The sequence below is a fragment of the Burkholderia sp. A9 genome, from assembly GCF_000801975.1.
The window spans coordinates 30,999-56,147 of the sequence record NZ_JSZN01000038.1 but is presented as its reverse complement, the minus strand read 5'-3'; the positions used below and the strand labels follow the sequence as shown (position 1 = coordinate 56,147).

Annotated in this window: 26 protein-coding genes and 2 pseudogenes; 24 read left to right on the top strand and 4 right to left on the bottom strand. The window is 58.6% G+C overall.

Translation table 11 applies throughout. From position 1 onward, the window contains the following. The first annotated feature begins 150 nt into the window (after window positions 1-150). The 16 genes from tssF to PI86_RS16645 all read left to right on the top strand — a co-directional run bounded on the left by tssF (window position 151) and on the right by PI86_RS16645 (window position 15,983). On the top strand, window positions 151-2,040 hold the full coding sequence (tssF, locus tag PI86_RS14525; RefSeq protein ID WP_039323785.1) for a type VI secretion system baseplate subunit TssF: 1,890 nt from the start codon (window positions 151-153) through the stop codon (window positions 2,038-2,040). A 134-nt stretch (window positions 2,041-2,174) separates the two neighbouring features. Beyond that, window positions 2,175-4,313 carry a type VI secretion system Vgr family protein gene (locus PI86_RS14520; RefSeq protein WP_039323784.1) on the top strand — a complete coding sequence of 713 codons (2,139 nt, stop codon included), beginning with the start codon at window positions 2,175-2,177 and terminating at the stop codon, window positions 4,311-4,313. A gap of 17 nt (window positions 4,314-4,330) precedes the next feature. Next, on the top strand, window positions 4,331-4,789 hold the full coding sequence (locus PI86_RS14515; RefSeq protein ID WP_039323783.1) for a DcrB-related protein: 459 nt from the start codon (window positions 4,331-4,333) through the stop codon (window positions 4,787-4,789). A gap of 128 nt (window positions 4,790-4,917) precedes the next feature. Then, window positions 4,918-9,051, top strand: coding sequence for an RHS repeat-associated core domain-containing protein (locus PI86_RS14510; RefSeq protein WP_442854578.1), 4,134 nt, complete (start codon window positions 4,918-4,920; stop codon window positions 9,049-9,051). A 97-nt stretch (window positions 9,052-9,148) separates the two neighbouring features. Continuing rightward, window positions 9,149-9,364: a hypothetical protein gene (locus PI86_RS16665; protein ID WP_200885206.1), complete on the top strand. Its 216-nt coding sequence runs from the start codon at window positions 9,149-9,151 to the stop codon at window positions 9,362-9,364. A gap of 40 nt (window positions 9,365-9,404) precedes the next feature. Continuing rightward, window positions 9,405-9,860 carry a hypothetical protein gene (locus PI86_RS17220; RefSeq protein WP_152608119.1) on the top strand — a complete coding sequence of 152 codons (456 nt, stop codon included), beginning with the start codon at window positions 9,405-9,407 and terminating at the stop codon, window positions 9,858-9,860. 153 nt (window positions 9,861-10,013) lie between these two features. Then, window positions 10,014-10,391: a hypothetical protein gene (locus PI86_RS16660; RefSeq protein ID WP_082012248.1), complete on the top strand. Its 378-nt coding sequence runs from the start codon at window positions 10,014-10,016 to the stop codon at window positions 10,389-10,391. A gap of 377 nt (window positions 10,392-10,768) precedes the next feature. Then, on the top strand, window positions 10,769-11,287 hold the full coding sequence (locus PI86_RS16655) for a pentapeptide repeat-containing protein (protein ID WP_161792371.1): 519 nt from the start codon (window positions 10,769-10,771) through the stop codon (window positions 11,285-11,287). Window positions 11,288-11,313: 26 nt separating this feature from the next. Next, window positions 11,314-11,967 carry a competence protein ComJ gene (gene comJ, locus PI86_RS16650; protein ID WP_235362797.1) on the top strand — a complete coding sequence of 218 codons (654 nt, stop codon included), beginning with the start codon at window positions 11,314-11,316 and terminating at the stop codon, window positions 11,965-11,967. A 245-nt stretch (window positions 11,968-12,212) separates the two neighbouring features. Continuing rightward, window positions 12,213-12,644, top strand: coding sequence for a hypothetical protein (locus PI86_RS17215; RefSeq protein WP_039323762.1), 432 nt, complete (start codon window positions 12,213-12,215; stop codon window positions 12,642-12,644). A gap of 221 nt (window positions 12,645-12,865) precedes the next feature. Next, window positions 12,866-13,459 (top strand): hypothetical protein, encoded by a 594-nt coding sequence (locus tag PI86_RS17210; RefSeq protein ID WP_152608118.1) that lies wholly within the window; start codon window positions 12,866-12,868, stop codon window positions 13,457-13,459. A gap of 69 nt (window positions 13,460-13,528) precedes the next feature. Further along, complete coding sequence (locus PI86_RS14500; RefSeq protein ID WP_200885205.1) at window positions 13,529-13,762, top strand: hypothetical protein; 234 nt, start codon at window positions 13,529-13,531, stop codon at window positions 13,760-13,762. 198 nt (window positions 13,763-13,960) lie between these two features. Continuing rightward, complete coding sequence (locus tag PI86_RS14495; RefSeq protein WP_039323759.1) at window positions 13,961-14,305, top strand: hypothetical protein; 345 nt, start codon at window positions 13,961-13,963, stop codon at window positions 14,303-14,305. A gap of 398 nt (window positions 14,306-14,703) precedes the next feature. Continuing rightward, a complete protein-coding gene (locus PI86_RS14490) occupies window positions 14,704-14,916 on the top strand; it encodes a hypothetical protein (RefSeq protein ID WP_039323756.1) in 213 nt (70 codons plus the stop codon). After that, window positions 14,901-15,266, top strand: a complete 366-nt coding sequence (locus PI86_RS17205; RefSeq protein WP_152608117.1) for a hypothetical protein — start codon at window positions 14,901-14,903, stop codon at window positions 15,264-15,266. The genes PI86_RS14490 and PI86_RS17205 overlap by 16 nt, the downstream gene beginning before the upstream one ends. Before the next feature lie 315 nt (window positions 15,267-15,581). Next, entirely contained in the window at window positions 15,582-15,983 is a 402-nt protein-coding gene (locus PI86_RS16645) for a barstar family protein (RefSeq protein WP_235362795.1), read from the top strand. Window positions 15,984-16,159: 176 nt separating this feature from the next. Here the strand turns inward: PI86_RS16645 and PI86_RS14485 are convergent, their stop codons facing one another. Next, window positions 16,160-16,354: a helix-turn-helix transcriptional regulator gene (locus PI86_RS14485; RefSeq protein WP_039323753.1), complete on the bottom strand. Its 195-nt coding sequence runs from the start codon at window positions 16,352-16,354 to the stop codon at window positions 16,160-16,162. A 21-nt stretch (window positions 16,355-16,375) separates the two neighbouring features. Here PI86_RS14485 and PI86_RS14480 point away from each other — a divergent pair, with 21 nt between their 5' ends. Beyond that, entirely contained in the window at window positions 16,376-16,813 is a 438-nt protein-coding gene (locus PI86_RS14480) for a hypothetical protein (protein WP_326929238.1), read from the top strand. Window positions 16,814-17,228: 415 nt separating this feature from the next. Next, complete coding sequence (locus PI86_RS14475) at window positions 17,229-17,450, top strand: type I addiction module toxin, SymE family (protein WP_039323741.1); 222 nt, start codon at window positions 17,229-17,231, stop codon at window positions 17,448-17,450. Between the two features lie 250 nt (window positions 17,451-17,700). Here the strand turns inward: PI86_RS14475 and PI86_RS17790 are convergent, their stop codons facing one another. After that, window positions 17,701-18,321, bottom strand: coding sequence for a hypothetical protein (locus PI86_RS17790; protein WP_235362793.1), 621 nt, complete (start codon window positions 18,319-18,321; stop codon window positions 17,701-17,703). Window positions 18,322-19,132: 811 nt separating this feature from the next. Here PI86_RS17790 and PI86_RS14470 point away from each other — a divergent pair. The 6 genes and pseudogenes from PI86_RS14470 to PI86_RS16635 form a co-directional block, all read left to right on the top strand. Then, a complete protein-coding gene (locus tag PI86_RS14470) occupies window positions 19,133-20,251 on the top strand; it encodes a branched-chain amino acid ABC transporter substrate-binding protein (RefSeq protein ID WP_039323738.1) in 1,119 nt (372 codons plus the stop codon). Between the two features lie 187 nt (window positions 20,252-20,438). Beyond that, window positions 20,439-21,365 (top strand): high-affinity branched-chain amino acid ABC transporter permease LivH, encoded by a 927-nt coding sequence (livH, locus tag PI86_RS14465; protein WP_039323735.1) that lies wholly within the window; start codon window positions 20,439-20,441, stop codon window positions 21,363-21,365. 11 nt (window positions 21,366-21,376) lie between these two features. Further along, a complete protein-coding gene (locus PI86_RS14460) occupies window positions 21,377-22,648 on the top strand; it encodes a high-affinity branched-chain amino acid ABC transporter permease LivM (protein WP_014898593.1) in 1,272 nt (423 codons plus the stop codon). After that, window positions 22,645-23,418 (top strand): high-affinity branched-chain amino acid ABC transporter ATP-binding protein LivG, encoded by a 774-nt coding sequence (gene livG / locus PI86_RS14455; RefSeq protein ID WP_039323731.1) that lies wholly within the window; start codon window positions 22,645-22,647, stop codon window positions 23,416-23,418. Before PI86_RS14460 ends, livG begins: the two co-directional genes overlap by 4 nt. Further along, entirely contained in the window at window positions 23,418-24,119 is a 702-nt protein-coding gene (locus tag PI86_RS14450; protein ID WP_039323724.1) for an ABC transporter ATP-binding protein, read from the top strand. The genes livG and PI86_RS14450 overlap by 1 nt, the downstream gene beginning before the upstream one ends. Before the next feature lie 248 nt (window positions 24,120-24,367). Continuing rightward, a pseudogene (locus PI86_RS16635) lies at window positions 24,368-24,463 on the top strand (glyoxalase); the annotation flags it as partial. A gap of 58 nt (window positions 24,464-24,521) precedes the next feature. Here the strand turns inward: PI86_RS16635 and PI86_RS14445 are convergent. Both PI86_RS14445 and PI86_RS14440 read right to left on the bottom strand, forming a co-directional pair. Then, window positions 24,522-24,674: pseudogene (locus PI86_RS14445) on the bottom strand (DUF2000 family protein); the annotation flags it as partial. A gap of 97 nt (window positions 24,675-24,771) precedes the next feature. Continuing rightward, the gene (locus PI86_RS14440; protein WP_014898598.1) at window positions 24,772-25,044 is read right to left on the bottom strand and encodes a hypothetical protein; all 273 of its coding nucleotides are present in this window, start codon (window positions 25,042-25,044) and stop codon (window positions 24,772-24,774) included. Window positions 25,045-25,149 lie beyond the last annotated feature (105 nt).

Sequence of the window (25,149 nt, the reverse complement as noted above, 5' to 3'; positions counted from 1 at the left end):
GGCGCATCGGCGCAGTGAAACCGTCGCGTGTGATCGGAAGCTGCGCAGCAAATTCGACCGGAGGTTCTCAATTGCCTGAATAGAATCGTTCCGCCAGTTTTTTGAACGCTGCATGGTCATTCGTCCAGCGCAGCGACGACCGGAACGTGCATGGCCCCCGAACCCAACGATCTGCTTCCGCACTTCGAACGCGAGATCGCGCTGCTGCGCCAGTCGATGCAGACGTTCGCGCAGCGTTTCCCCAAAATCGCCGCCCGCCTTGCGATAAACGGCGGGCGTTCGGATGACCCGCATGTCGAGCGTCTGTTGCAGTCGTTCGCGTTGATGGCGTCGTCCCTCGACATCCGTCTCGAAGATGATGTGCCCGCGGTTACGCGCGGCCTTCTCGAGTCGCTGCACGGCACGTTCCTGCGTCCGTTTCCCGCCTGCGCGATCGCGCAATTTCATGGCGACCGGGCCGAGAAGCAGACCACCCCTCGCGTCATCCCCCGCGGTGATCGATTGATCGCACCGGCTGGCCGGGAAGTATTTCGTATGGCAGATGACGTCACGATTGTGCCGCTGACCGTTGCGGCGGTGCGTTACACGACGTCGGCGATCGCGCCGCGAGACGCGGCGCTGCCGGCCGAAACGACGGGTCTGCTGACCGTCACGTTCGAGCTGACAGCGTCGGAAGCCACGTTTGCGATCGTGCCGGACAGGTTGCGTCTGCACTTTACCGGCGCGCGTGAGGTTGTCGCGGCACTCATGGACGCCGCCCTGCTACTTGCCGTACGAAGTTTCGCCGAGGCAGGTGATTCCGGTCGCTGGAAGCGTCTCCCGGGCGTGGCATTCACGGCCGTCGGCCTCGAGCCGACCGACACCCTGCTCGACATGCCGCCCGACGACACCCTCGGGCCGTTTCACCTGCTGATGGAGTACTGCGCCGTTCCGGAGCGTTTCGACTTTGTCGACGTCGACATGCGACCGCTCAAGCGGGCCGCCGGCGACAGTCGTCGCGTCGCGTTGCATATCGCGATCGCCGGCGTGCATCCGGACTCGCATCGCGCTCAGCGTCTGGCCGCCGCGACGGCTGATCACGTGCGCTTGTTTTGTACGCCGGTGATCAACCTGTTCCCGGACACCGCCGCGCCGATCGAGACGCGAGCCGGTTGCGCGTATTACCCGGTGAAGGCGCATGCACAGGCCGGTTCGTCGCAGACGGACATCTGGTCGATCGACGCCGTTCGTCAGATTTCCGACGCGGGGACATCGACCCTGGCGCCATTCCATTTGCTACGGCACGGCATGGACAGCCGTCCGGGGTTGTTCTGGACGGTATTGCGCGACGAGGCCCGGCGGGCACCGAAGCAGAAGCCTGTCGATCCCGACACCAAGCAGTCGGACAAGGCGCCGACACCGGCCCCTGCTCCGGACGAGACGCCAGAACCGCTCCGCGGCGTTGAACTCCGGCTGACCGACCGCGACGGCCGACCTGCCGATCCGGGCAAGCGCGAACTGGCGATCCGGCTTTCGTGTACGCAGGGCGACCTGTCCGGGATGCAGGCGCGCGAGCTGGCGCTGGCGGAACGCGACCCGGTGGGAACGGTCATGTTGCTGAACCGGCCGACCCGGAGCCGGGCGCCGGCTTTCCGCTACGGGGAGCTGTGGGATCTGCTGTCGCTCCTCGTGCCGCAGGCGATCCGGTTGGACAAAGGCGGCCTGACCCAGCTCACGCGGCTTTGCGCGCGCTGGGCGGAAGGTTCCGTCGACGCCGGGCGGCGCTTCGATGCGCTCGTCTCGTTGTCGACCTCGCGCGTGCGGTGCTGGCTGCCTGGCAAGCCTGCGTCGGCCTTCGTACAGGGGCTGGAAGTCCGGCTGGTCGTGGACGAGCAGCGCTTCGCCGGGTTCAGTTTGAGCGGGTTCGCGCACGTGATGGATCGGTTTTTCGCGCCGTACGTGCCAGTCACCAGTTTCGTGCAGGTCGTGCTGTTTTCCGCGCATACCGGGGCAGTGCTTCGGCGCGGGCAATCTTGTCCCGGCATCCAGCCTTTGATCTAGTTCTTCGATTATCGGGGCGTGAACGAAAACGTTTGCTGCGCGTCTTTCACGCGGTCGGGTTTTGACCTACATTATCGAGGCCTCGGACCGGGGAACCGGCCGATAGAACCTGAGAACATAAGCAAGGAACAAGAATGAGTTTCGCTCCGAACGGGGGTATTCCCAACGGTTTGGGTGGCGGTGCGCTCGGCTCCATGAGCGCGCTCGGCGGCCTCGCTGGTCCGATCGCGTCGAGCGTTGCCGGAAGCCTCGGGCCGCTCGCCGGCCTGGCCGGACACGTCGATACCGTCCAGCGTGCGATGCAGCTCGCGCAAACCGGTTTCTCGCTGATGGACAAGACGCCCGGCGCGATTGCCGAAGCGATCAACGGCGCCGCCAACCCCGCGCGCCTGACCCAGCTCAATCGCTACGTGACGCTCGATACGCCGCTCGGCCCGGACGTGTTGCTGGTCAGCGCGGCCGTCGTCGACGAGTACGTGAACCGGTTACCGGAAATCCATCTCGATCTGCTGTCGCATCGCCACGACCTGCGCCCCGACGACCTGATCGGCCAGCAGGTCAAGATCCGGTTCGACCAGCAGGCGCGCTTGTCGACGCTCGAACGCGTCGTTGCAACGGGTACCGGCGACAACGACCGTTACTTCGACGGCTACGTTGCATCGTTCGACCGGGCCGGTAACCCCGGAAACGTCACGCAGTATCACCTGACCGCGGTGCCGTGGTTCTGGTTCCTGACGCGCTCGACCGACTGCCGGATCTTCCAGAACAAGACCGCGCAGGACATCCTCACCGAAATTTTCCAGGAGCACGGGTTTTCCGATTTCGTGTTCGATATCCGGACGAGCCAGAAGCCGCTCGAGTATGTCGTGATGTACCAGGAGACTTACTACAACTTCTGCGCGCGGCTGATGGAGCAGGAGGGACTGGTCTGGACGCACCGCTACGAGAAGGACAAGCACTTCCTCGTGATCGGTGACACGAACCTGCTGTTCCGTCCGATCGACAGGCTGGCAACCGTGCCGTTCGCCGCGACCGAGGCGAGTGAAGACGGCGGTATCGATCAGTTGCACGAAGGCCGTCGCTTTGGTGTCGGCAAGGTCACGTTTCGCGACTTCAATCACCAGAATCCATCGTCGCCGCTGATGCTGGTGGAGGCCGAGCCGCAGAACCTCAAGCATGCGCGGCTCGACGCGACCGAGCGGTTCGAGCACCAGTCGCTGTATGACCACGGCGACGACGGCAACCGCTATGCGCGCTTTGCGATGGAGGCCGAAGAGGCGCAGGCGCATCGCTATACCGGCGGCGGCTACGCATGGCGCATGACGACGGCAGGTGCCGTGACCGTGGCGAATCACCCCGTCCTCGAGAACAACCAGGAATACGTGATCCTGCACGTGCGTCACGAGGCGGTAAACGATTACACGCAGCACAGCGCGAAGCTGCCGTATCGCAACAGCTTCGCGTTGTTGCCGAAAAAGATTCCGTACCGTGCGGTGCGCGCCACGCCGAAACCGGTGATTCATGGCACGCAGTCGGCGATCGTCGTTGGTCCGAAGGGCGAGGAGATCTATACCAACGGAAGCGCGGTGAAGGTTCACTTTCCGTGGGACCGGCGCGGCAAGAAGGATGGATCCGACTCGATGTGGGTGCGCGTTTCGCAGCCGTGGGCGGGCGACGGCTGGGGCGCGGCCGCGATTCCGCGGATCAAGCAGGAAGTGCTGGTGGCGTTCAATCAGGGCGATCCGGATAACCCGGTGATCGTCGGCCGCGTGTTCAACGGCGAGCAAGGCAACCCGTATCACGGTGCGGCTGGCCAGACGATGGGGATCAAGAGCCAGACGCACAAGGGGCAGGGCTCGAACGAAATCCGCATGACCGACACGAACGGCATGCAGGAATTCTTCATGCATGCGCAGAAGGACATGAACACCGTCGTCGAGAACAACGAGACGCACAAGGTGCTGGGGCCGATGCGTACCGTGCTGGTGGCGACCGGCAGCGAAGAAAAGCAGATTCCGCAGGGCAACCTGACCGAGACGATCGCCGAGAAGCGCAGCACCATGGCGACCACCGTCGAGGTGACGACGCCGGCGAAGGACGGGGGCGGCGGTACGCAGGTTCACGTGGCTGAGCGCGGCATCCTGCTGAAGGTGCAGGACAGCTCGATCTCGCTCGCGCCGGAAGGCATTCGCCTGGAGCACAAGGGCTCCGTGATCCTGATGACCGACGACGGCGTGATGGTCAACGGCACGCGCATCGATCTCAACAAATAACTCGAACAACACCAGCCATGCACTACGCAATCCACGAAGGCACCTTCGAACTGCCTGACGCGGCGCTCGACCGCACCGTCAACATCCTGATGATGAACGTCGGCCCCGGCGGCCTCAACCTCGTGATCGCCCGCGGGCGGTTTCGCGACGGAGAGAATCTCGACGCGTTCGTTGCGCGCGAATGGGAAGTGGCGTCGCGCGATGCCAGGATGCTTACCGAGAAGGCGCGCCGGCCGATCGTGGTCGGCGGGCGCGCGGGCATTCAGATCGATTCCACGCACGAACGGGACGGCCGGCTCTGGCATCAGATGCAGACCATGTTCCCGTCGGACGACGCCGGCCGCGTGCTCGTGATGACGCTGACCAGCGCGGCGCCGCTGACCGACGAACAGCAGGCGATCGCCGACCGCATGCTCGCCAGTTTCCAGCCGCGCGCGGCTCGGCCGACCCTGCTCGGGCCGGGTGACGCGTCGTGAGTGCGGAACACTTCGCCGCCGCCCGCTTCGAAGACCCGATCCAGCACACGTCGTTCTGGGGCGAACTTGCCGGCACGGTCGGGTCGGTGATCGGCGGTGCCGTCGTCGGCGCGTTGGTGGCCGAGGCGATGGAGGGGCTGGTGTTCGTCGGCCTCGCCGCGCTCGAAATCGGCACCGCAGGGTTGGCGACGCCGCTCGTGATTGCGATCGGCGTGGGCGTTGCGGTGGGATCCGGCGCGCTGATGGAAGCGAGCGGCATGAACGAAGCCATCGACGACGGCGCGAAGGCGCTGGCCGATTCGATCGCGCCGCCCGAGATCAAGGGCAAGATCGCGAGCGGCTCCGGCAACGTTTACGTCAACGACAAGCCGGCGGCGCGGGCCGCGCAGCCGGGGGATCTCGACACCGTCGCGTGCACGGATCATCCCGGGCCGCAGATGATTGCCGATGGGTCGGGGAGCGTTTATATCAACGATCAGCCGGCGGCGCGCGTCGGCGACAAGACGACTTGCGACGGGACGATCGCCGAAGGCTCCGATAACGTTTTCATCGGCGGCGGCACGCAGCGCGTGCGGGACGTCAAGTCCGCGACGCGGCTCGGCTGGCTCGGCGCCGCGCTGGGGATTGCGCTGGCGGTTTGCGGCCGCGGCAAGATGAGCTGGGGGCAATTCCTGAAGAGCAAGGTGCCGTGTATCGCGATGAATTTCGCGGCGAGTGCGTTCGGGACGTGGCTCGGCAGTCTGGCGAGACCGTCGGCCGGCCACCCGGTCAACGTCATCACCGGCGGCAAGGTACTCGACGGCACAGACGACACCGACTTCGCGTTGCCCGGGCCGCTGCCGATCGTGTGGCGGCGTTTTTACAGCAGCCATGACGATCGTGCGGACAGCCTGTTCGGCACCGGCTGGAGCGTGCCGATCAGCGTCGAGCTGCGGATTGCGCGCGAGCACGGCGAGGTCACGTCGATCACGTATTGGGATGAGCAGGGGCGCGATATCGAATTTCCGGCCGTGCCGCCCGGCGAGAGTCATTTCAGCGTGCCTGAAGGCATCTACCTGATCTGTACCGCCGGCGGTCACTATGTGGTCGAAACGGTCGACGGTCTGTATCGCGATTTCGGCCGTGCGCGCAGCGATGCGGACAGCGAGACGCTCAAGCTGTGGCGTCTCGAGGATCGCAACGGCAACTGGATCGAGGTCGAGCAGGAAGCGGCCGATGACGTCGTGCGGCCCGGGCTGCTGCGTGATAGCGCCGGTCGTGTGTTGACGCTTGTCTACGATTCGTCGCACCCCCGACGCATCGCAGCGGTCGAGCTGACGCGTGGTGTGGACGGCGAACATCCCGATACGCTGGTGTGTTACACGTACAACGATGCCGACGAGCTGGTGGCCGTGACCGATCGCAGCGGCCACGTCGGGCGACGGTTCGCGTACGAGCGCGGACTGATGGTGCAGCACACGTTGCGCGGCGGCTTGACGTGCTTTTATGCGTGGCAGGGCGTCGGCCGCGACGCGCGTGTCGTGCGCCACTGGACCGACGACGGCGAAGCGTACACGTTCGATGCGGATCTCGTTCAGCGTTCAGTGACGATCACCGATCAGATCGGGCGCGTCACGCAATGGACGTGGAACGAGGATCGGCAGCCGACGAGCCATACCGACGCCGAAGGCCATGTGTGGCGGCTCGAGTGGAACGCGATGCGGCAATTGGTCAGTACGACCGATCCGGCCGGGAATACGACGCGCTTCGAATATGACGAGCGCGGGCGGCAGACGCAGCGTATCGATGCGCTCGGGCAGGTCGAGCGGACCGAGTGGAACGGGCACTACGATTTGCCCGTCGCTGAAACCGATCCGGCCAATGCGCGCTGGATCTATCGCTACGACGATCGCGGCAACCTGACGATGACGCGCGACCCGGCGGGTTTCACGACCGAGTATTACCGGGACGATCGCGGGCTCGTTCATACGATTCGCGATGCGCGTGGCGGGTACAAGTTCCTCGAATGGAATGGTCGGGCGCAGTTGACGTCGTATACCGATTGCTCCGGCAAGGTCACGCGGTTCGCGTATGACGCACGCGGTGCGCTCGCGCGGATGACGGATGCGGCCGGGCAGGCCACCGTGTATGAAACGGATGCGATGGGGCGCGTTACCGGGATCGGGACGGCTGACGGTGCGCGTCAGACGTTTCGATACGATGCGGCCGGGCGGCTCGTCGAGGTCGTTGATGCGAATCAGCGTCGGACGCGGTATGAACTCGATCCGCGTGGGCTGCTGTTGTCTCGCACGGATGCGGCGGATCGTGTGGTGCGGTTCGGTTACGACGATGCTTTCAGGCTTGCGAGCCTCACGAACGAAAATCGCGAGACATACCGTTTTCAGTATGACCGCCGCGATCTGGTTTCCGCGCAGATCGGGCTCGATGGTCACAAGCGTACCTATGAGTACGACGTGTGCGGCCAGGGCACGATTGTCCGCGATGGACAGATCGAGACGCGATACGAGCGCGACGCGATCGGGCAACTGACGGCGAAGCAAGCTCCGCACGAGCGTTGCGAATACCTGTATGACAAGGCAGGCCGAATCACATCGGCGGAGTTGTACGCGCTTGCTGCGCGCGGGCCGTCGCTGAAGAACCGGGTCAGCTTGAAATACGACGCGCGCGGTGAAGTCGTCGAGGAATACACGCCGACTGGCTGGCTCGCGCACACTTACGACGAGCTTAGCAATCGCGTCAGCACGACGATTTCCGGCGAGTGCACGATCGATTGGCTGCATTACGGTTCAGGGCATGTGCACCAGATTCGTTTTGATGGTGCTGCGGTGGCGGACATCGAACGGGACGATCTGCATCGCGAGGTGCTTCGGACGCAGGGCAAGCTTACGAGCCACTTCGGGTATGACGCGGTGGGACGCCGTGCGCGACAAACTGTGCAGCGAGGTACGGTGGGTGGCGAGTTGCTTGCGAAGCAGTGGCAATACGATGCAGCGGGCGACGTGATTCAGAAGCGCGATCAGCGCTACGGCACCACGAGCTATCGGTATGACCCGACGGGGCGTATCGAGCAGGCCGTGGGGCCTGGATTACCGTCGGAAGTGTTTCGCTGGGATGCGGCGGCCAACCTGGTGTCGAGCGATCATCCGGGCGGCTATGTCGAGCACAACCGGCTCAAGATGTTCGAGGACAAGCGCTTCGAGTACGACTCGTATGGGCGGCTGGTTCGCAAGCTGAGCGGGCACGGGCCGGCCAAAGAGCTGATTCTTGAATACGACGATTGGAACCAGTTGAAGTCGGTCGTGACGAAGGACCGGCTGGGCATCGGGACGACGCACTTCGAATACGACGCGTTCGGGCGGCGGATCCGGAAGCTCAACGGCAGTTACGCGAGTACGGATTTCCTGTGGGACGGCATGCGGTTGGTGCAGGAGACGTATCACGATCGTCGCGGTGAGGAAGCGCTGACTTATTTGTACGAGTCCAATAGCTATGTGCCGCTGGCTCGGATTGATCAAGGCAAGGCGGCGGCTAATGATGCGGATGCACGGGATGCCGTCTACTACTTCCACAACGACGTTTCGGGGCTGCCGGAGGAACTGACTGACGCGGATGGCGAGCTGGTTTGGCAGGCTCGCTACAAGGTGTGGGGCAATGCGGTGCAGGAGGAGTGGATTGCGCGGGTGCCGGAGCGGTCGGTGCCGGAATGGGGTGAGATTCAGTTAACTCCACATGCACCTGCAAGCGTGCCGCGGCCCCAAAACTTGCGCGCTCAAGGTCAGTATCTGGATCGTGAAACTGGGTTGCACTACAACACGTTCCGGTTCTACGATCCGGATATTGGTCGATTTATTACACAAGACCCCATTGGTCTGAATGGTGGCGTAAATCTATATCAGTACGCACCTAATCCGCTGGCATGGATTGATCCCCTCGGGTTAATGGTTCTGTATCGGTCCATGAGTTTGGATGAGTATAGTGGGCTTGCGGAATCCGGTAAGTGGACTATTAATGGCAATATGGAAGGGAAATGGTTTGCTGAGTCTTATCAGGATGCCGTCAAGTGGGGTAATACAATGGGGCATGGGGAAGGTGCGTTCAGAGTGGTGCAAGTAGACGTGCCGGATGATATAGCAGGAAAAATGCATAAGGATCCACATCTCGATGGTATCGGGCCTGCTCGATATGCTGAATTAGAAGATCTTAATAATCCGAGATCGAGGATCGCTTGGAGTAAAGAGGTTAATTATTCGGGCTGTAGGTGAGGATTGGAGGTGTCAAGTGCATTCCGTTAGAGTGGTTTGGATTTCTGCGGCGAAGGGGGGGAGGAAAAGGCCTCCCGCGGCAGGAAGATATTATTCCGTGTCCCGGTTTCCTGAGGATGTTAATTGGCAAAATAATGCATGGAGTGTTGTTTTTGATTTGCGTGATCCTTTTGAATCAAATGGGGAAATGGTGAGCTTGGGAGAGGTTGATTTTCTTGTAAGTAATGCTCCTAAGGAGAGGATGTTGAATCATAAAGTATTTGATATTTATGAGGGCCCCAAGAAAGTCGCAGAGGTAACTATACTTGATTAATGTGAATTAAGAAGGATGCATCGTGTGGGCACAGCGGCAGATGACCCTGGCTTGGGATCACATGTCGGCTGCCACGCCCATTCTTGGGAGTGTTGCGAGTAATCAGATGCGGAATGCCGTGAGGATAGCGACAAGTCCCGGTAAAAATCGAGCCGTTACGTCGTTACATCGTTTCCGAAGTGAGGATTTTTTGGAAATTAAATATTATGTTGTTTCGGTCAGCGATGCTGGGTTTGGTCACGGTGATGAAATTCATCTTATTAAGATTGGCGATGGTCGTGTGATAGGTTATTCATCAGAATTCGACACTTGTACTGCGGATATTGCTGATGCATGTGTTGCGGAAAGAACCGATCGCGCCAAATGGTTTGCCTGGGATGAGGACTGGGAGTGGCGTGCTGCAAATCTAGAAGAAATAAGAAATCTGGGACTGGCTGGATATCTTGTTGGTTCAAAGAAGGATATGAAAGTCACCACGAAGATTGATCCGCTGTAAGTGCTGCAAGTGGGATTAGTAAGGATCATGCCCCGTCTATTTATAGACCAATAAATATAAATGATTTCGATGTCGATGGATTTCCAAGGGCCATGAATTGGATGCTCTCGCAAGGCAAGGGGATGGGCAGGTGAAAATCGGAGGGTGTTTTAAATGATTTCTAAGCGCAGTCGTTGCTTGAGCGTTGTTCTTCTGGAGGATGTTGATTTTCTTGGTTTGGTTGGGAAAATCGAAAGTGCATTTGGTGTGCGCCTTTCGGTGAAGGATGAAAAGGGGCGCTATATCGCAGATTGGGATGGCGATGATTTTTCCATCGAGGTCGTTGATAGAGTCGATCGCCTTGGTGATTTTTTGTCTGATGAAAATAATATTGCGGATGTTTTTATCGAGTCGGATGAGAATTTCAATGAAGAATTTGAGGGTAAAATAAAATCCATCTTTAGAAATGGTGGGGTTGCGTGGAGTCGCGCAGTGTGGTCGCAAGTTAGTCGAGATGAAAGTTTGCGAGAGATATATCCTGATTCGGATTGATTTTAAACGGTGAGTGTTGGCGGGGTTTTGTATTGGTTACTCGGAATTTGAGCATAGAGACGTTATTTGTTGATGCAGAGACTGCTTTTAGTGCGATAGTTGTGACCTGATTTCCGTGCAGATCGTGACGAAGGACCAATTTGATGGGTCTGAGGTACTCTGCTGGCAATCTGCTCAGGCCCGACTACCAGATTTACTTGCCGGGGGGAAGCTTGGTGCGTTCGATATAACAACTCCCGGGCAAGGACGAAGATCGATAAGTACGCTGCCGATGTCTGTCCGGGATAATATATTTTACTGATATGAGTGACGCAAAAACGAATCAACTGCGGTGGGATGAGAGTCTATCCAAATCGACAAACCAAGAGATAAGCCTCATGGTGAAACGGATGGGCGCTCTTCCAGCGTCACCTTTCCATAAGACGGAAGATGGGCTTGCGGACTTTCGTGGTTTCCCCCTAAAGGTTCAGCTTTCCAGGGTGGCGATAAATGACGTTGATTTTTCTTATTCTATATGTCTCCTGGCGGGATCATTGAATAATTGCAATGTCAGGCGGAGTAAATTTTTCGGCGCCAACTTCGATGGAAGATTTTTTGGGGCTTTGTTTGAGGACTGTGATTTTGAAAAGTCATCACTGAAAAGCACTGCGCTTGGATCGGCGTCTTTTTTAAATTGCAGTTTTTTTGGCGCGAAATTGATTGATGCGATGGCTCGGGGGGCTACCTTCGAAAAGTGTTCATTTGACCGGGCAAATATGAAAAAGGCTGTCCTCCTTGGCTGTACGTTCAATGAGTGTACGTTCGAGGGTGCAGAGTTTCACAATGGGTCTTTGGTAGGTTGCAAATTTATAGGGAATCGCCCGAGTGATACTCAATTGGGTAACACAATGATTTAGCATGGTAATCGTCGGCTTTGAATGAAATGAGTGGCAATCTCGGCCAAACAGTCGATCTATTGATTTCCCATAGCCAGATTCTAGTTAGGTCTAGACCGTATGACGAAGGTTTGATCCAATGGGGAACGGGCAACCGTGATCAAGGTGCGGTACTTCACGACGACTACGTCATTTTTGATCCACTTCCGGACGACGCGTTTGGCGCAAAGGTGTATTTGCGAGTAGCGGATAAATTTGAGATGGCGAGCAGGCGGCGCGATGCATTGTTGCTCCGTTTCGTATCACTGATCCCGGCGCGTTGGAAGTTGCCTCGGCAACTGAAAAATTCAAGTTTGCGCTGCCGTTACCGCTTGCTTCTTACGATGTGTATTACGAGGTCTGTGAGGGAGAGGAAGTATTCTACAAGTTTACATTTACCTCGGATGCCATGCATCGACAAGCAATGTATTTGCGCGATGACCCATGGGGTGGAAAGAAAGGAAAGCTGCTGTCGAGTGGAAGATTTGATAGGTAAAATATTTGCCTCTCTAAAAATCGGAAGGGCTGGGCTTGAATCGTTGCTAACGAGGGCGGTGGGCTGGTTTCTCCAGTTCTCCGCCTATCCGAAGTGTTTATTGAATGAATCCATCGCGCGACAAGACTATCTCACTCACAAACGCGGGGGCGTGCGGAGAAGATAGTTATGTTGGGACGCAATAAAATTATCTGCGTGTGAAGTCCTTTTGATTTTTTTTTGTGAGACGCGAAACGGACGCAATAGGGCGCGTTACCGGGTAGTAATGCGCTTCACCCATGTTTTCCGAATGCATGCCCTGTAAATTCCGTCGATAGGGCGAATTTAATGCGGATCGCGAGGCATATTCGAAACAACGTGCTGCTACGAAAGTAGAGCGAGGGAAAAACTGTTGGGCGTTGTGGGGGCGATATGCTGTCGAGAAAAATTATTTCGTTTTGTCGGAGTAAAGACTGGTGGTTTGATGACGTTGAGCCGACGTATAGTGCTGCCATTTTGAAGGCGTGGGGCGATATATCATCAGATTTTTCGCAATTTTATTTGCACGTCGATGATGGTCCGACGTTCACGTCGGAGAATGGAGAGAAATATCAAATTTGCTGGTTTTTGAATAATTCTGATTATATTGGTAGATTGAAGGTGGCTCGTGATGTTCTCAAGGTGCCGGAGCCATATATTCCGCTGGATGCATTTTCGGGAGGGCGGGGGTATTTCTATAACATGGAGACTGGTGAGGTGTTTGATATTGGACTGGGAGATGATCTTGAACGATTGACGAAGGGCGATCTCAAGGCTCGGTGGGCCGATTTCAATGAATTCATTGAGTGGTTTTTCGGCATTTGAGAATGGTGCTTGTCTTTCTAAAGACACTGGTTCGCGTCTAGCCGGCGATCTGTCGACCGCCCATGCTGAGGAAAGCGTTCATAGTAACTCATGCAAACAATGCGTTTTCGATAATTGGGATAAAGAAAATGCGGCTCCGCGATTTTGGGGCTGGGTTGAAAAAAATCAGAACCGATCTTGAGAATGGGAAGGCATTCCACAAAGGAAAAGATGGGTGATAAATGAAGAAGGACGATCTTGTTGAGTTGCTGCATGAAAGCGATGGAGCTTATTCGAAGTTTTTGAGGTTGGCGAAAGAGAACGCTAAATCAGAAGGGTGGGGAACTGGTGCCGGTTCCCCATTTTCTCTCGAACCCTATCGCATTGAGATGCTCGGAGTGAAGCCCGGGCGTATGTTGAAAGGCAAATCGGAGTCGGGACCACAACGATATTGTTATTCGTGCGATGAACAAGGGCGAGTAATACATATGGTTGCGTATGGTAAATTGGGCGGTCCACCCGGAAGTCGGGATTGGATGCGTTCCGATGATTTTTACAAATATTCGGAAAGTGCTGCAACTCGGTATGTATATGGAAATACATTTAAAGAGAATCCTGATTCTCAAGTGACTCGAGTTGTGCGATTGAGCTATGTAAGTGGAAAGGTCTCTGGTGTATTTCAGCTTGAAAAACGAAGCCTTGAGTATACAGAGACGAATTATTCGTATGATGCTAGCGGGAGTATTGTTGGGATAGTAGTTAAATGGCCGGAGGGGCGTTTTCCTGATCGAGTGTTGTCGGTGGCGGGGAGCGGGGGGGGATGTGAGGATTTTTGAAATTCGTGGCGAAAGAAAGATTCCCGTTTATCCGGAACCTTAACGCGATAGGTGGTTAGGTGATCTTGGATGCCGCTTGTGAGAGGTCGGATGATGAATAGGGATGAATTGATCGTACTGGTCGGAAGAATGAGGGAGTCAAATTATACCTCCGATGAGGAGGCTGAAAATGACATTGAAATTTTGAATAAGAACGTGATTGATCCGAGTGCAATGGATTATATATTTCAGAAAAAGTGCGAGGATATGTCGCTGGAGGAAATTGTGGAGAAAATGCTTTCGTATAAACCGATGCAATTGTGATTTGTGTCGGGAGAGCGGGGCGCGAGGAGGGCGATTCGTCCAATAAACGGAGCGGTGTTTGAGAGTGACTCTTTTCGAGCATGCGATCTTTTCTCGATCTCGTTGAAAGGATTTGTGGCGAGATTTATGATTTGTGGCTGAATAAAATGAATTCAATATAAGCTTGTGGGTGAAAGGGGGTGATGATTGGGTGCGCTCATGCAAATTTATAATTCTCTGTTGGAGTTGATTGAAAATATCTGGTCGTTGTCAGAAAAAGACTGGATTTACGCAAATCTTGATTCGTGGCGGAGTGATCCAGAGGGGGCGAGGTTTTTCTACATCCCGTGGGATTACATTCAAGATCTGGGTGATGATGAAATTTATCTGGACGACGAGGACATGGAGATGCCGAAGTCGGTCGAGAAGTATAACTTGAGATGTTGGATGTTGGTGAATCAGCTGAGCTATATTTTAAAAAGCAAGGTCGGTGAAAATTATGATCTAAAGTGGTTTATCGATGAGGTAAATTATTATCGTGAAAACGATGAATTTAGAGCTTGATTTTTAATGTCAAGAAATTTGCGATGCTGCTTTATTATTCAATTCGAGCAGCTGTATGGCATTCGCTCGCATTGATCAGTCGCGAGCGGAGGTCGATTCAAATGCAGAGCTGATCAGGCGGCCTCGGTAAGTTGGTTTCAGTGACTTTACTGGAGCGATGAGGCTTGTGCATACGATTCGCTGGCTCATTACATACGATCCAGTTGTGTAATGGTCGAATTTTATCGCTGCCGCCATGTTCGGAATCTCGCGGCAACATGAATGTACCTGCGGGGTCGAAGACTCTTACGGTGAAATAGTCGTCGGGGATATCTCTTGGGGGGCAATGAAATGCATCGTGTCCGTCATGCTAGCCTCACGTGGATCAAGCTGGTGGGGTTTTTGATTAGGAGATGCGCATGTTCGATATCGAGGCACACAAAAAATATCTCAAATCGATCCTCGCTTCGGGGAAGTTGGATACCCTTGCTCGTTTCGGTGTTTGGTGCTGCATTGGGCTTGCGCACGATGACTCAATATTTGAGTTCCTTGGTACCCATGCGGGGATTACGAGCGTACAGATCAGGCAGCGAGTTGATGACTACCTGGAACATGTGTGGAATGGAACCTAAACTCCAATCCACTAAGCGATTTAGAGCAAGTCAACTGGGATCCTGATGCAGTCGAAATGGATGACGAAGCAGCAGCCCAAGGTGCGACTGATTTGCTGGCAGGGCTTTCTTTCTTGGATAAGTGGTGTGCCGAGCACAAAGTAGAACGAGTGGTGGCGTGTGCTGAGATTTTGGTAAATCGGATTGACTATTTGGAGGGTTTTGATCTAATAGGCGGAAATGTCGCTAACCCGGTTGAAAATGAAATGAACTTTCAGAGGGAATTCGCACGAGATCTTGTTGGTGGGAGAGTGTCTGATCGGGATAAGAGGAAATATCACGAGTGGTTATTCAATCTCAGATCTTCCTGATCCAGAAAGTCTGGGTTTTTAATAAGACGATTGGCACAAGTTGGCGTCGATCGTGCCAGAAGGATTGGCTTGACATTGGGACGACGCTTTGTCAATGAAGTGAGGCACGCAATTTAAGAACTGTGCTGGCGACTTGCCCGGAGACAAAGGTCCTACGTCTCCTATCAGGCGTACCGGGTCGCGCCATTCCCCGGCACTACAGGCGCGGGCACGAATCGCATTGTGGTGAACAACCAAACGGGAGAGGTGTATTACACATGGACGCGTTATGGCGATACAGGAAATCCTGCTGTTGTTCAGATCGGGTGATTTATGATGCTGCGTAAGCCAGGATTTTATGTGGTCGATTCGGGCGAAGCGGAACGCGTTGCCGAAGAGTGCAGGCACAGCGGCTGGCTAGTCATGTGTTTGCCTGACAGAGTTGCATCCAAGAATCAGTTTTTTGATGCGATTCGTAGCACATGCCCGCTAGATCCGCCGTTACACAGCAATCGGAGCTGGGATGCGTTGTCCGATTCTCTGTGGTCAGGTTTGGATGAGGTTGAGGAGGAGGAAGTCGCTATATTTTGGCCCAATTCCGACCAGATGAAAATAGCAGAGCCCGAGTCTTTCGCTATCGCGACAGATATATTCGTCGATTTGTGTATTTCGTTGGCTGACCCGAGCGTCACGGCGTCCAGAACGAAGACGTTATTGGTTTTTCAAACTCCACATTGAGTGTGGGTAAGGTCATCGGTTTATACAGAAGTATCAGGGTTACCGCGGCCACGTTGCTCGTAGAGTCTTAGTAGCGACATGAACCTCTTTCACTCCAAGCCAAATGGCCTTCGCGCAGAGTTCGCCGAATTCACGGTCCAAACATCAGCCGCTTCATCAATTCGGGTCCCGCCAGGTTACGTCTGCATGACCAGCGACGTCAACTGCGCCGCCCGCGTTACTTCCGTCTTCGCATAGATCGACTTGATCTGCGAGCGGATCGTGCCGATCGACACGCCGCGCAGCTCAGCGCATTCCTGCGACGAGCGTCTGTCGCAGCACAGCAGCACCGCGAGATCGGCTTCGGCCGACGAATCGGGCTCGATGGTCACAAGCGTACCTACGAGTACTACGTGTGCGGCCGGGGCACGATTGTCCGCGATGGACAGATCGAGACGCGATACGAGCGCGATGCGATCGGGCAGCTGACGGCGAAGCAAGCTCCGCACGCGCGTTGTGAATACCTGTATGACAAGGCAGGCCGAATCACATCGGCCGAGTTGTACGCGCTTGCCGCGCGCGGGCCGTCGCTGAAGAACCGGGTCAGCCTGAAATACGACGCGCGCGGTGAGGTCGTCGAGGAGTACACGCCGACTGGCTGGCTCGCGCACACTTACGACGAGCTTGGCAATCGCGTCAGCACGACGATTTCCGGCGAGCGCACGATCGATTGGCTGCATTACGGTTCGGGGCACGTGCACCAGATCAGTTTCGACGGTGCTACGGTGGCCGATATCGAACGGGATGACCTGCATCGCGAGATTCTGCGAACGCAGGGCAAGCTGACGTGACCCGCCGCAGGTCACTCTTGCAATGAGTCAAATTTATTCAAACTGTTTCGAATCGGTGCGTTATGAGGCTGATCGACATCCACCTCGGTTCACTTTCTCAGTTCGCGTCAGCGCATGCAATAGCCCAGCGGACGCAGACGAAATTACGTGCTTATGCCGAATGGCTAACGTTCGCGCGGGACGCAAATATTTGACGTTAGAGATGGTCCAATAGGAGTGTCCAATGATGATCGCGCGTGCATCGCGTGCGAATGGACGCCAGACAGCTGGTAAGCCGCGTCGAAGCTCCGTTTCGTCGAGGCGATAACAAAGGAGGAATCCGAAACATAAAAATGCGGAAGTAAACGAGCGCGGGCCGCAAGTGCTACCAACACTTACGACCCGCTAACCACAGCCAACTATCTAGGAGTTGCCCATGGCTAAGGCGAATGATAAAGCACGTCTCCCGATTACGGAACGCTTCGTGACGGTCCAGGAAATCTGGGGTGTTCCGAAGAACTACAGCGTCAGGCCCAAAACGTTCTATCCGTATATGAAGATAGGCGGAATGTGGCTCATCAATGATGTGGGTTTTGAGCCGAGCAAAAAGGTGCGGATAGCGGTCGAGCCGGGAAGGCTGATTATCACGGCGATGTGAGATGCGGCAGCCGCGCTGCACATCGGCTCGATTCGTCTGGAGGCGAATTAGCCGATCGGCTAGTGTGGCGCGAACAACTACATCCAGCCCGTGCTCGCCGTTGAACCGGCGATAGGAAAGGCCGCGCAGACGCGCGGCCTAGTCGAAATTCAACTCGCGTAAATGCGAGTTCCAACACAGCATGCGACCGTGCCGCGCAAAGGCGCACATCAAGCCGGGTAGGGTAGCCGCCACCGGCCACCGCCAAACATCACCAAGCGATATTGCAAGACGACCGCGACGTCCCCGCACCGCCCGTAGCTGTGCAATGCGAACCCGCGCCGTCGTCATAGAACGTCCGCGTCTCCGGTTGCGGCACCGACGGATCGTACGGATTCGGCGTGCTATGCGGACCGCGTGCGGCATCGGAAGGCCCCGTCGGCGCATACGCGTTCCCGCCGCCCGGAGCGGGTGACCCATTGGCCCGCACGTATTCGTTCCAGTTCTGTTCGCGCTGTTCGTGCCTCGGCAACGCGCGACCGAAGCTATCGCTACCACCCGCGCCGAGCGCGACTCGGTTCGAAGGCCATACGGAATCCGCAGATTCGTGTTCAGCCGAAGGCTGTGACTTAAGCGTATCGCCCGAAACCCGCAACGGCCGCGTATCGGGCGTATCGAACGGACTACGTTCAACCGGCGCCGCATACTGCACGCGCCGCGTCGTCCTTGCCGCACGTCCATCGTCCCGAGCCACAGCCCGGTGTTCCGAGCGAAACACATTGGCCCCACCCGAGCGATCGACCAGCGAATCGCGGCTCGAAGCGTTCGCAGTGGAAACAGAAAGCACACACGCAATCGCGGCGGCGGAGGACAAACGGAGAGGATGATTCATCGGCGATCCGAAGCAGGTGATATGCAATGAGAAAAAACGGCAGATCACTGGCTGGCGGCTGGGCGACGGATGGGCGTCGAAGCGGCCCTGAAGCGACTACGAAGTGCGGTGGACGCGACTCGCAGGAAGGCTGGCTGGGTTGCAGAGGCGAGTTCGCATTATTTCATAAAAACAACAAATAGCTTTCATCATGGCCATAAACGTCAGCAGACAGAAGGATTTCGGGCCCCGGCCCAACGCCCCGCATCGGTGCACGCCAGCACAATCATCAGTCGATTGATTTAAATAGATCGGACCCTTTAAAGTAAAAAATCATCCGACACACGACCACAAATCGCCACAAGCCTTACCGTGCAAGGAACTGCCCCACCAACCCACCACAAATCGCAACCCAATAGCACCCACGGCAAACGTTAGCCCTCCCGCCAGTTGCTCCCAAATCGCCACCGCCACCCCGGTAAGTTTCTCCGTGTTTTCCCTCATAACGCCGGCATTTTTGACAGACCATTTAAAAACCCCCATATAATTTCGACTGCCTTGCCAACGGCTGTCGGACCATCCCTCCGAACAAGCAGTTGGCAAGCGGGGCAGGCGAAACGCTTGCGCAATGCAAGACGCATCACGATGTCTTTCCGAACCAGACGTCCCCCTTGGGGGACTGCAAGAGCCGGGCCCCGCTACGCAACATTCATCCGCAGGTCCGTCTTCATGTGTCTCGGGCGTGTCCCATGTCCTCGCCCCGGGTGCTGTTCGATTGCGCAAGTCATGCCGCCTTTGCCCGTATGACTAAACAACATCGAGGAGCTCCCAGATGACGCTGTCCCGTCTTACGTCCATTTCCGTCGCCGCCGTGCTGTTCGCCGCCGGCGCCGCCGCCGCGCAAGCGGAAACCGTGAAGATCGCCATCGCTGGTCCGATGAGCGGCTCGGTCGCCCAATACGGCGACATGGTGAAGGCCGGCGCGCTGACCGCGATCGAACAGATCAACGCGGCAGGCGGCGCGGGCGGCAACAAGTTCGAAGTCGTGCAGATGGACGACGCATGCGAACCGAAGCAGGCCGTCGCCGTCGCCAACAAGATCGTCAGCCAGAAGATCAAGTACGTGATCGGCCACGTGTGCTCGGGGTCGACGATTCCCGCCTCCGACATCTACGAGAACGAAGGCATCGTGATGGTCACGCCGTCGGCCACCGCGCCGCAGCTGACGGAAGGCAAGAAGCGCCACTTCATCTTCCGCACGATCGGCCGTGACGACCAGCAAGGCCCGGCCGCCGCGCACTACATCATCAACAACGTGAAGCCGAAGAAGGTCGCGATCCTGCACGACAAGCAGTCGTACGGCCAGGGCATCGCGTCGTCTGTGAAGAAGGACCTCGAAGCCGCGAAGATCCCGGTCGTGCTGTTCGAAGGCATCAACGCCGGCGATTCGGACTACTCGGCGATCATCACGAAGCTGAAGTCGCAAGGCGTCGACTTCGTCTACTTCGGCGGCTACCACCCGGAAATGGGCCTGCTGATGCGCCAGGCGCGCGAGCAGGGCGTGAAGGCAGCGTTCATGGGGCCTGAAGGCGTGGGCAACAAGGACGTGACGGCGATCGCCGGCCCGGCTTCGGAAGGCATGCTCGTCACGCTGCCGGCGGACTTCTCGGCCGATCCGGCCAACGCAGGCCTCGTGAAGGCATTCGCGGACAAGAAGCGCGACCCGAACGGCGCGTTCCAGATGCCGTCGTACGCAGCGGTGAAGATCATCGCCGACGCGATCGCCGGCGCGAAGACGACCGACCCGACGAAGGTCGCCGCGTACATGCACAAGACGACGTTCGACACGCCGATCGGCAAGGTCGCGTATGACGCACAGGGCGACCTGAAGGCGTTCAAGTTCGTCGTCTACACGTGGCACAAGGACGCGACGAAGACCGCCGCCAAGTAACAACGAAGTACCCGCCCGCGCACCCGCCCTGTCCGAGACCCGGACGGGGCGCGTGCGCATTTGGCCGCGCTTTTGCCCCTTGCGCGGCCAAAGGGGGCGGTCCGAGACGACACCGTGCGTTGCGCGCGGCCGAACGCCGTGATCCGGCGACGGCCTGCGACACAGCGCCAACGGGAGCTTCCCGCACATGACTGACTTCTTTCCGCAATTCGCCCAGCAACTGGTCAACGGCCTGACGCTGGGTGCGATCTATGCGTTGATCGCCATCGGCTATTCGATGGTCTACGGCATCATCGGCATGATCAACTTCGCCCACGGCGAGATCTACATGATCGGCGCGTACGTGGGCCTCGTGACCCTCACCGCCATCGGCATCTCCGCCGGCTATCCGCTGCCGCTCGTGCTCGGCGCCGCACTGATCGTGTCGGTGCTCGTCACCGGCCTGTACGGCTTCGCGGTCGAACGTGTCGCGTATCGGCCGCTGCGCGGCGGCCCGCGCCTCGTGCCGCTGATCTCCGCGATCGGCATGTCGATCTTCCTGCAGAACTACGTGCAGATCGGCCAGGGCGCGCGCGACGTGTCCGTGCCGGTGCTGATCTCCGGCGCATTCGACATCCACCTCGGCGGAGACTTCGACGTGACGATTCCGTATGCGCGTCTGTTGATCGTCTGCGTGACGCTCGTGCTGATGATCGCGCTCACGCTGTTCATCTCGCATTCGCGGATGGGCCGCGCGTGCCGCGCGTGTGCCGAGGACATGAAGATGGCGAACCTGCTCGGCATCGACACGAACCGCGTGATCTCGTTCACGTTCGTGCTCGGTGCGATGCTGGCGGCCGTCGGCGGCGTGCTGATCGGGCTGACGATCGGCAAGCTGAATCCGTATATCGGCTTCGTCGCGGGCATCAAGGCGTTCACCGCCGCGGTGCTCGGCGGGATCGGCAGCATTCCGGGCGCGATGCTCGGCGGCGTGCTGCTCGGCCTCGCCGAAACCTTCGCCGCAGGCTACATGCCGGCCGAGTACAAGGACGTCGTCGCGTTCGGCCTGCTCGTGCTGATCCTGCTCTTCCGCCCGACCGGCCTGCTCGGCAAGTCGGACATCGAAAAGGTCTGAGGGAGACGCAGATGAGTCAAGTCATTTCCGTTCGCCGCCCGGCCGCCGACGCGTCGGTCGGCCAGGCGCTGAAGAATGCCGCGGCCGCCGCGCTGCTGACGGCGATCCTCACGATTCCGGTGCTCGGCCTGCAGCTGAAGCTCGACGGCTACCAGGTCGTGCTCACGCCGCACTGGCGTCCGGTGTGGATCGCGGTCGCGGCCGTGTTCCTGTTCCAGCTGTTCAAGCCGTGGCTGGTGCGCGCGAAATCCGCGGTGAAGCTGCCGGCGATGCCTGCGATGGGCGCGCAGCAGCAGCGCGCGGTCATCTGGGTGATGCTCGCGGTCGGGTTCGTGTGGCCGTTCTTCGGTTCGCGCGGCGCCGTGGACATCGCGACGCTCGCGCTGATCTACGTGATCCTCGGCCTCGGGCTGAACATCGTGGTCGGTTTCGCGGGGCTGCTGGATCTCGGCTATGTCGGGTTCTATGCGGTCGGCGGCTATACGTACGCGATGCTGAACCAGTACTTCGGGCTGTCGTTCTGGGAGTGCCTGCCGATCGCGGCGATCGCGGCGGCGACGTTCGGCTTCCTGCTCGGCTTCCCGGTGTTGCGCCTGCGCGGCGACTATCTCGCGATCGTCACGCTCGGCTTCGGCGAAATCATCCGCCTGCTCGCGAACAACCTGACGAGCCTCACCGGCGGCCCGGACGGCATCTCGAGCATTCCGAAGCCGACGGTGTTCGGCTTCGAGATGGCGCGCTCGGCGAGCGTCGAAGGCGCGAAGACCTTCCATGAACTGATCGGGCTGGAATACAGCGGCGAGCACATGGTGATCTTCCTGTACCTGATTGCGCTGGTGCTGGTCGGCTTCACGCTGTTCGTGACGAGTCGCCTGATCCGCATGCCGATGGGCCGCGCGTGGGAAGCGCTGCGCGACGACGAGATCGCGTGCCGTTCGCTGGGCCTGAACCCGACCCGCATCAAGCTGTCGGCGTTCACGCTCGGCGCGGCGTTCGCCGGTATCGGCGGCGCGTTCTTCGCGGCGCGGCAGGGCCTCGTGAATCCGGAATCGTTCACCTTCATCGAATCGGCGCTGATCCTCGCGATCGTCGTGCTCGGCGGGATGGGTTCGCAGCTCGGCGTGATTCTCGCGGCGATCCTGCTGACCGTGCTGCCGGAAGTCGCGCGCGGCTTCGCCGAATACCGGATGCTGATCTTCGGTCTGGTGATGGTGTTGATGATGATGTGGCGTCCGCAGGGCCTGCTGCCCGCGAGCCGTCCCCACGTGGAGCTGCCGCAATGAGCGCGAATGCAGAACTGTTGAAGGTCGCCGGGCTGCAGATGCGCTTCGGCGGGTTGCTCGCGGTGGACGGCATCGATTTCGACGTGCGCCGCAACGAGGTGTTCGCGATCATCGGGCCGAACGGCGCGGGCAAGACCACGGTGTTCAACTGCGTCGGCGGCTTCTACAAGCCGACCGGCGGCGATGTCGTGCTCGACGGCCACGCGATCGCGGGGCTGCCGAGCCACCAGATCGCGTTGAAGGGCCTGGTGCGCACGTTCCAGAACATCCGCCTGTTCAAGTCGCTGACCGTCGTCGAGAACCTTCTCGTCGCGCAGCATCGCAAGGTGAAGGCAGGGCTGTTGCCGGGCCTGTTCGCGACGCCCGCGTATCGCCGCGCCGAGAAGGAAGCGCTCGAGCGCGCGTCGGTGTGGCTCGACCGGATGGGGCTGAGGTCGGTCGCCAACCGCCAGGCCGGCACGCTGTCGTACGGGCACCAGCGGCGTCTGGAGATCGCGCGCTGCATGATCACCGAGCCGCGCCTGTTGATGCTCGACGAGCCGGCGGCCGGTCTCAACCCGCAGGAGAAGATCGAGCTGCAGCACCTGATCGACAAGCTGCGTCACGAGTTCGGCGTATCGGTGCTGCTGATCGAACACGACATGAGCCTCGTGATGGGCGTGTCCGACCGCATCCTCGTGATGGAGCACGGCCGGCCGATCGTGATCGGCACGCCGGAAGCGGTCCGCAACGACCCGCGCGTGATCAAGGCGTATCTGGGGGAAGAGTGATGCTGAAGCTGGAACAGGTCCATACGCACTACGGCGCGGTCGAGGCGCTCGCGGGCGTGTCGATCGAGGTGAACAAGGGTGAGATCGTCACGCTGATCGGCAGCAACGGTGCCGGCAAGACGACGCTGATGATGACCGTGTGCGGCACGCCGCGCGCGTCGTCGGGCCGCGTGCTGTTCGAGGGCAAGGACATCACCGCGATGTCGACGCACCAGATCATGCGGCAGGGGATGGCGATCTCGCCGGAAGGGCGGCGCGTGTTCCCGAGCCTGACGGTGCTCGAGAACCTGAAGATGGGCGGGTTCTTCGCGAGCCGTCATGAAATCGACGACGGCATCGAGCACGTGTTCAAGCTGTTTCCGCGCCTGAAGGAGCGCGCGGCGCAGCGGGCCGGCACGATGTCGGGCGGCGAGCAGCAGATGTTGGCGATCGGCCGTGCGCTGATGAGCAAGCCGCGCCTGCTGCTGCTCGATGAACCGACGCTGGGCCTCGCGCCGCTCGTGATCGCGCAGATCTTCGACATCATCCGGGCGATTCGTGACGAAGGCGTCACGGTGTTCCTGGTCGAGCAGAACGCGAACAAGGCGCTGGGTGTGGCCGATCGCGGCTACGTGCTCGAAACAGGGCGCGTAGTGCTCGCTGATACCGGCGTGAACCTGCTCGCGAACGACCGGATCAAGCAGGCGTATCTCGGCGGTTGATCGAGAAGGCCGCCGGCCTGCAACGGGCCGGCGGTCTACGGGAATTTTGTAACTGATCTGGCTGGCGCTGCGCAACGTCGTTGCCAAGTGGACCGGCTCCCGACTCGATTGGAAGAGCGCGATGACCCAGTTCGCGCTGCTTTACCCAGAGCGCTTTAGTATCGGAATCTGAGTTTTAACCTGCCTCACACACGGAATTCCGGATACCTCCTTCTCGTCAAATCGCATTCGTCCTCCAGCGGAATCCGATGAAGGACAAACGAATCGTCGCGAACGTCGACACGCAGTCGATCGACGACGCGAAACGCCTCGATCAGCAGATATTCGGCCTTGACCTGCTGATGGTTTCTTTCCCCTGGCTGATCCTGAACGTGCTCTTCAGCACGTCGCGCAAATGCAGCGCGGCACGATCCTGACCTCGCGCGACAGCGCGTGCCGGTGCGCGGTCTGCAGACCGTCCAGGTCGGTCGCGAACACCAGCATCGGCTGGTCGAACATGCGACCGTAGCGATTCCCGGCCGCATCCTCGTCAGGCTCGCCGAGCGCTTCGGGCGCGCCTTTCCTCGCTGTCCATTCGTCGGCCATGCATGGTCGCGCCGTCGCTACTCCCCACCCGATACACGAGCGACCAGGCCGGGCCGGACACTCGGTGCTACTGGCCGCCGCCATACAAGTCGTTGAGACGCCGGAGTTCTCCCGACTTCTGCATACGCAGGTACTCCTCCTTGACCTGTGCGCGCGTGAGTCCGGCCGGTGCCCCCGCTTGCGAACCGGCGCTGGGCATGCTGCCCATCGACGTCGCGCTGATCGCCGCGTCGGACGGCTTGCTCGCCGTCGCCGCGGCGCCTTCGTCCTGCGCCCGGGCGAGACCCGACGCACCCAACACACAGATGACGGCCAGTGCCGCCTTGTACATGCTCTTCATCGTGGCACCTCACATGAACTAGCGATGCAACAACAACGCTGCGACCGACGCGGATTCCGCATCGCAAATCGCGGGGCATTCCGCCGCAATTGCATCGCGCCGCAC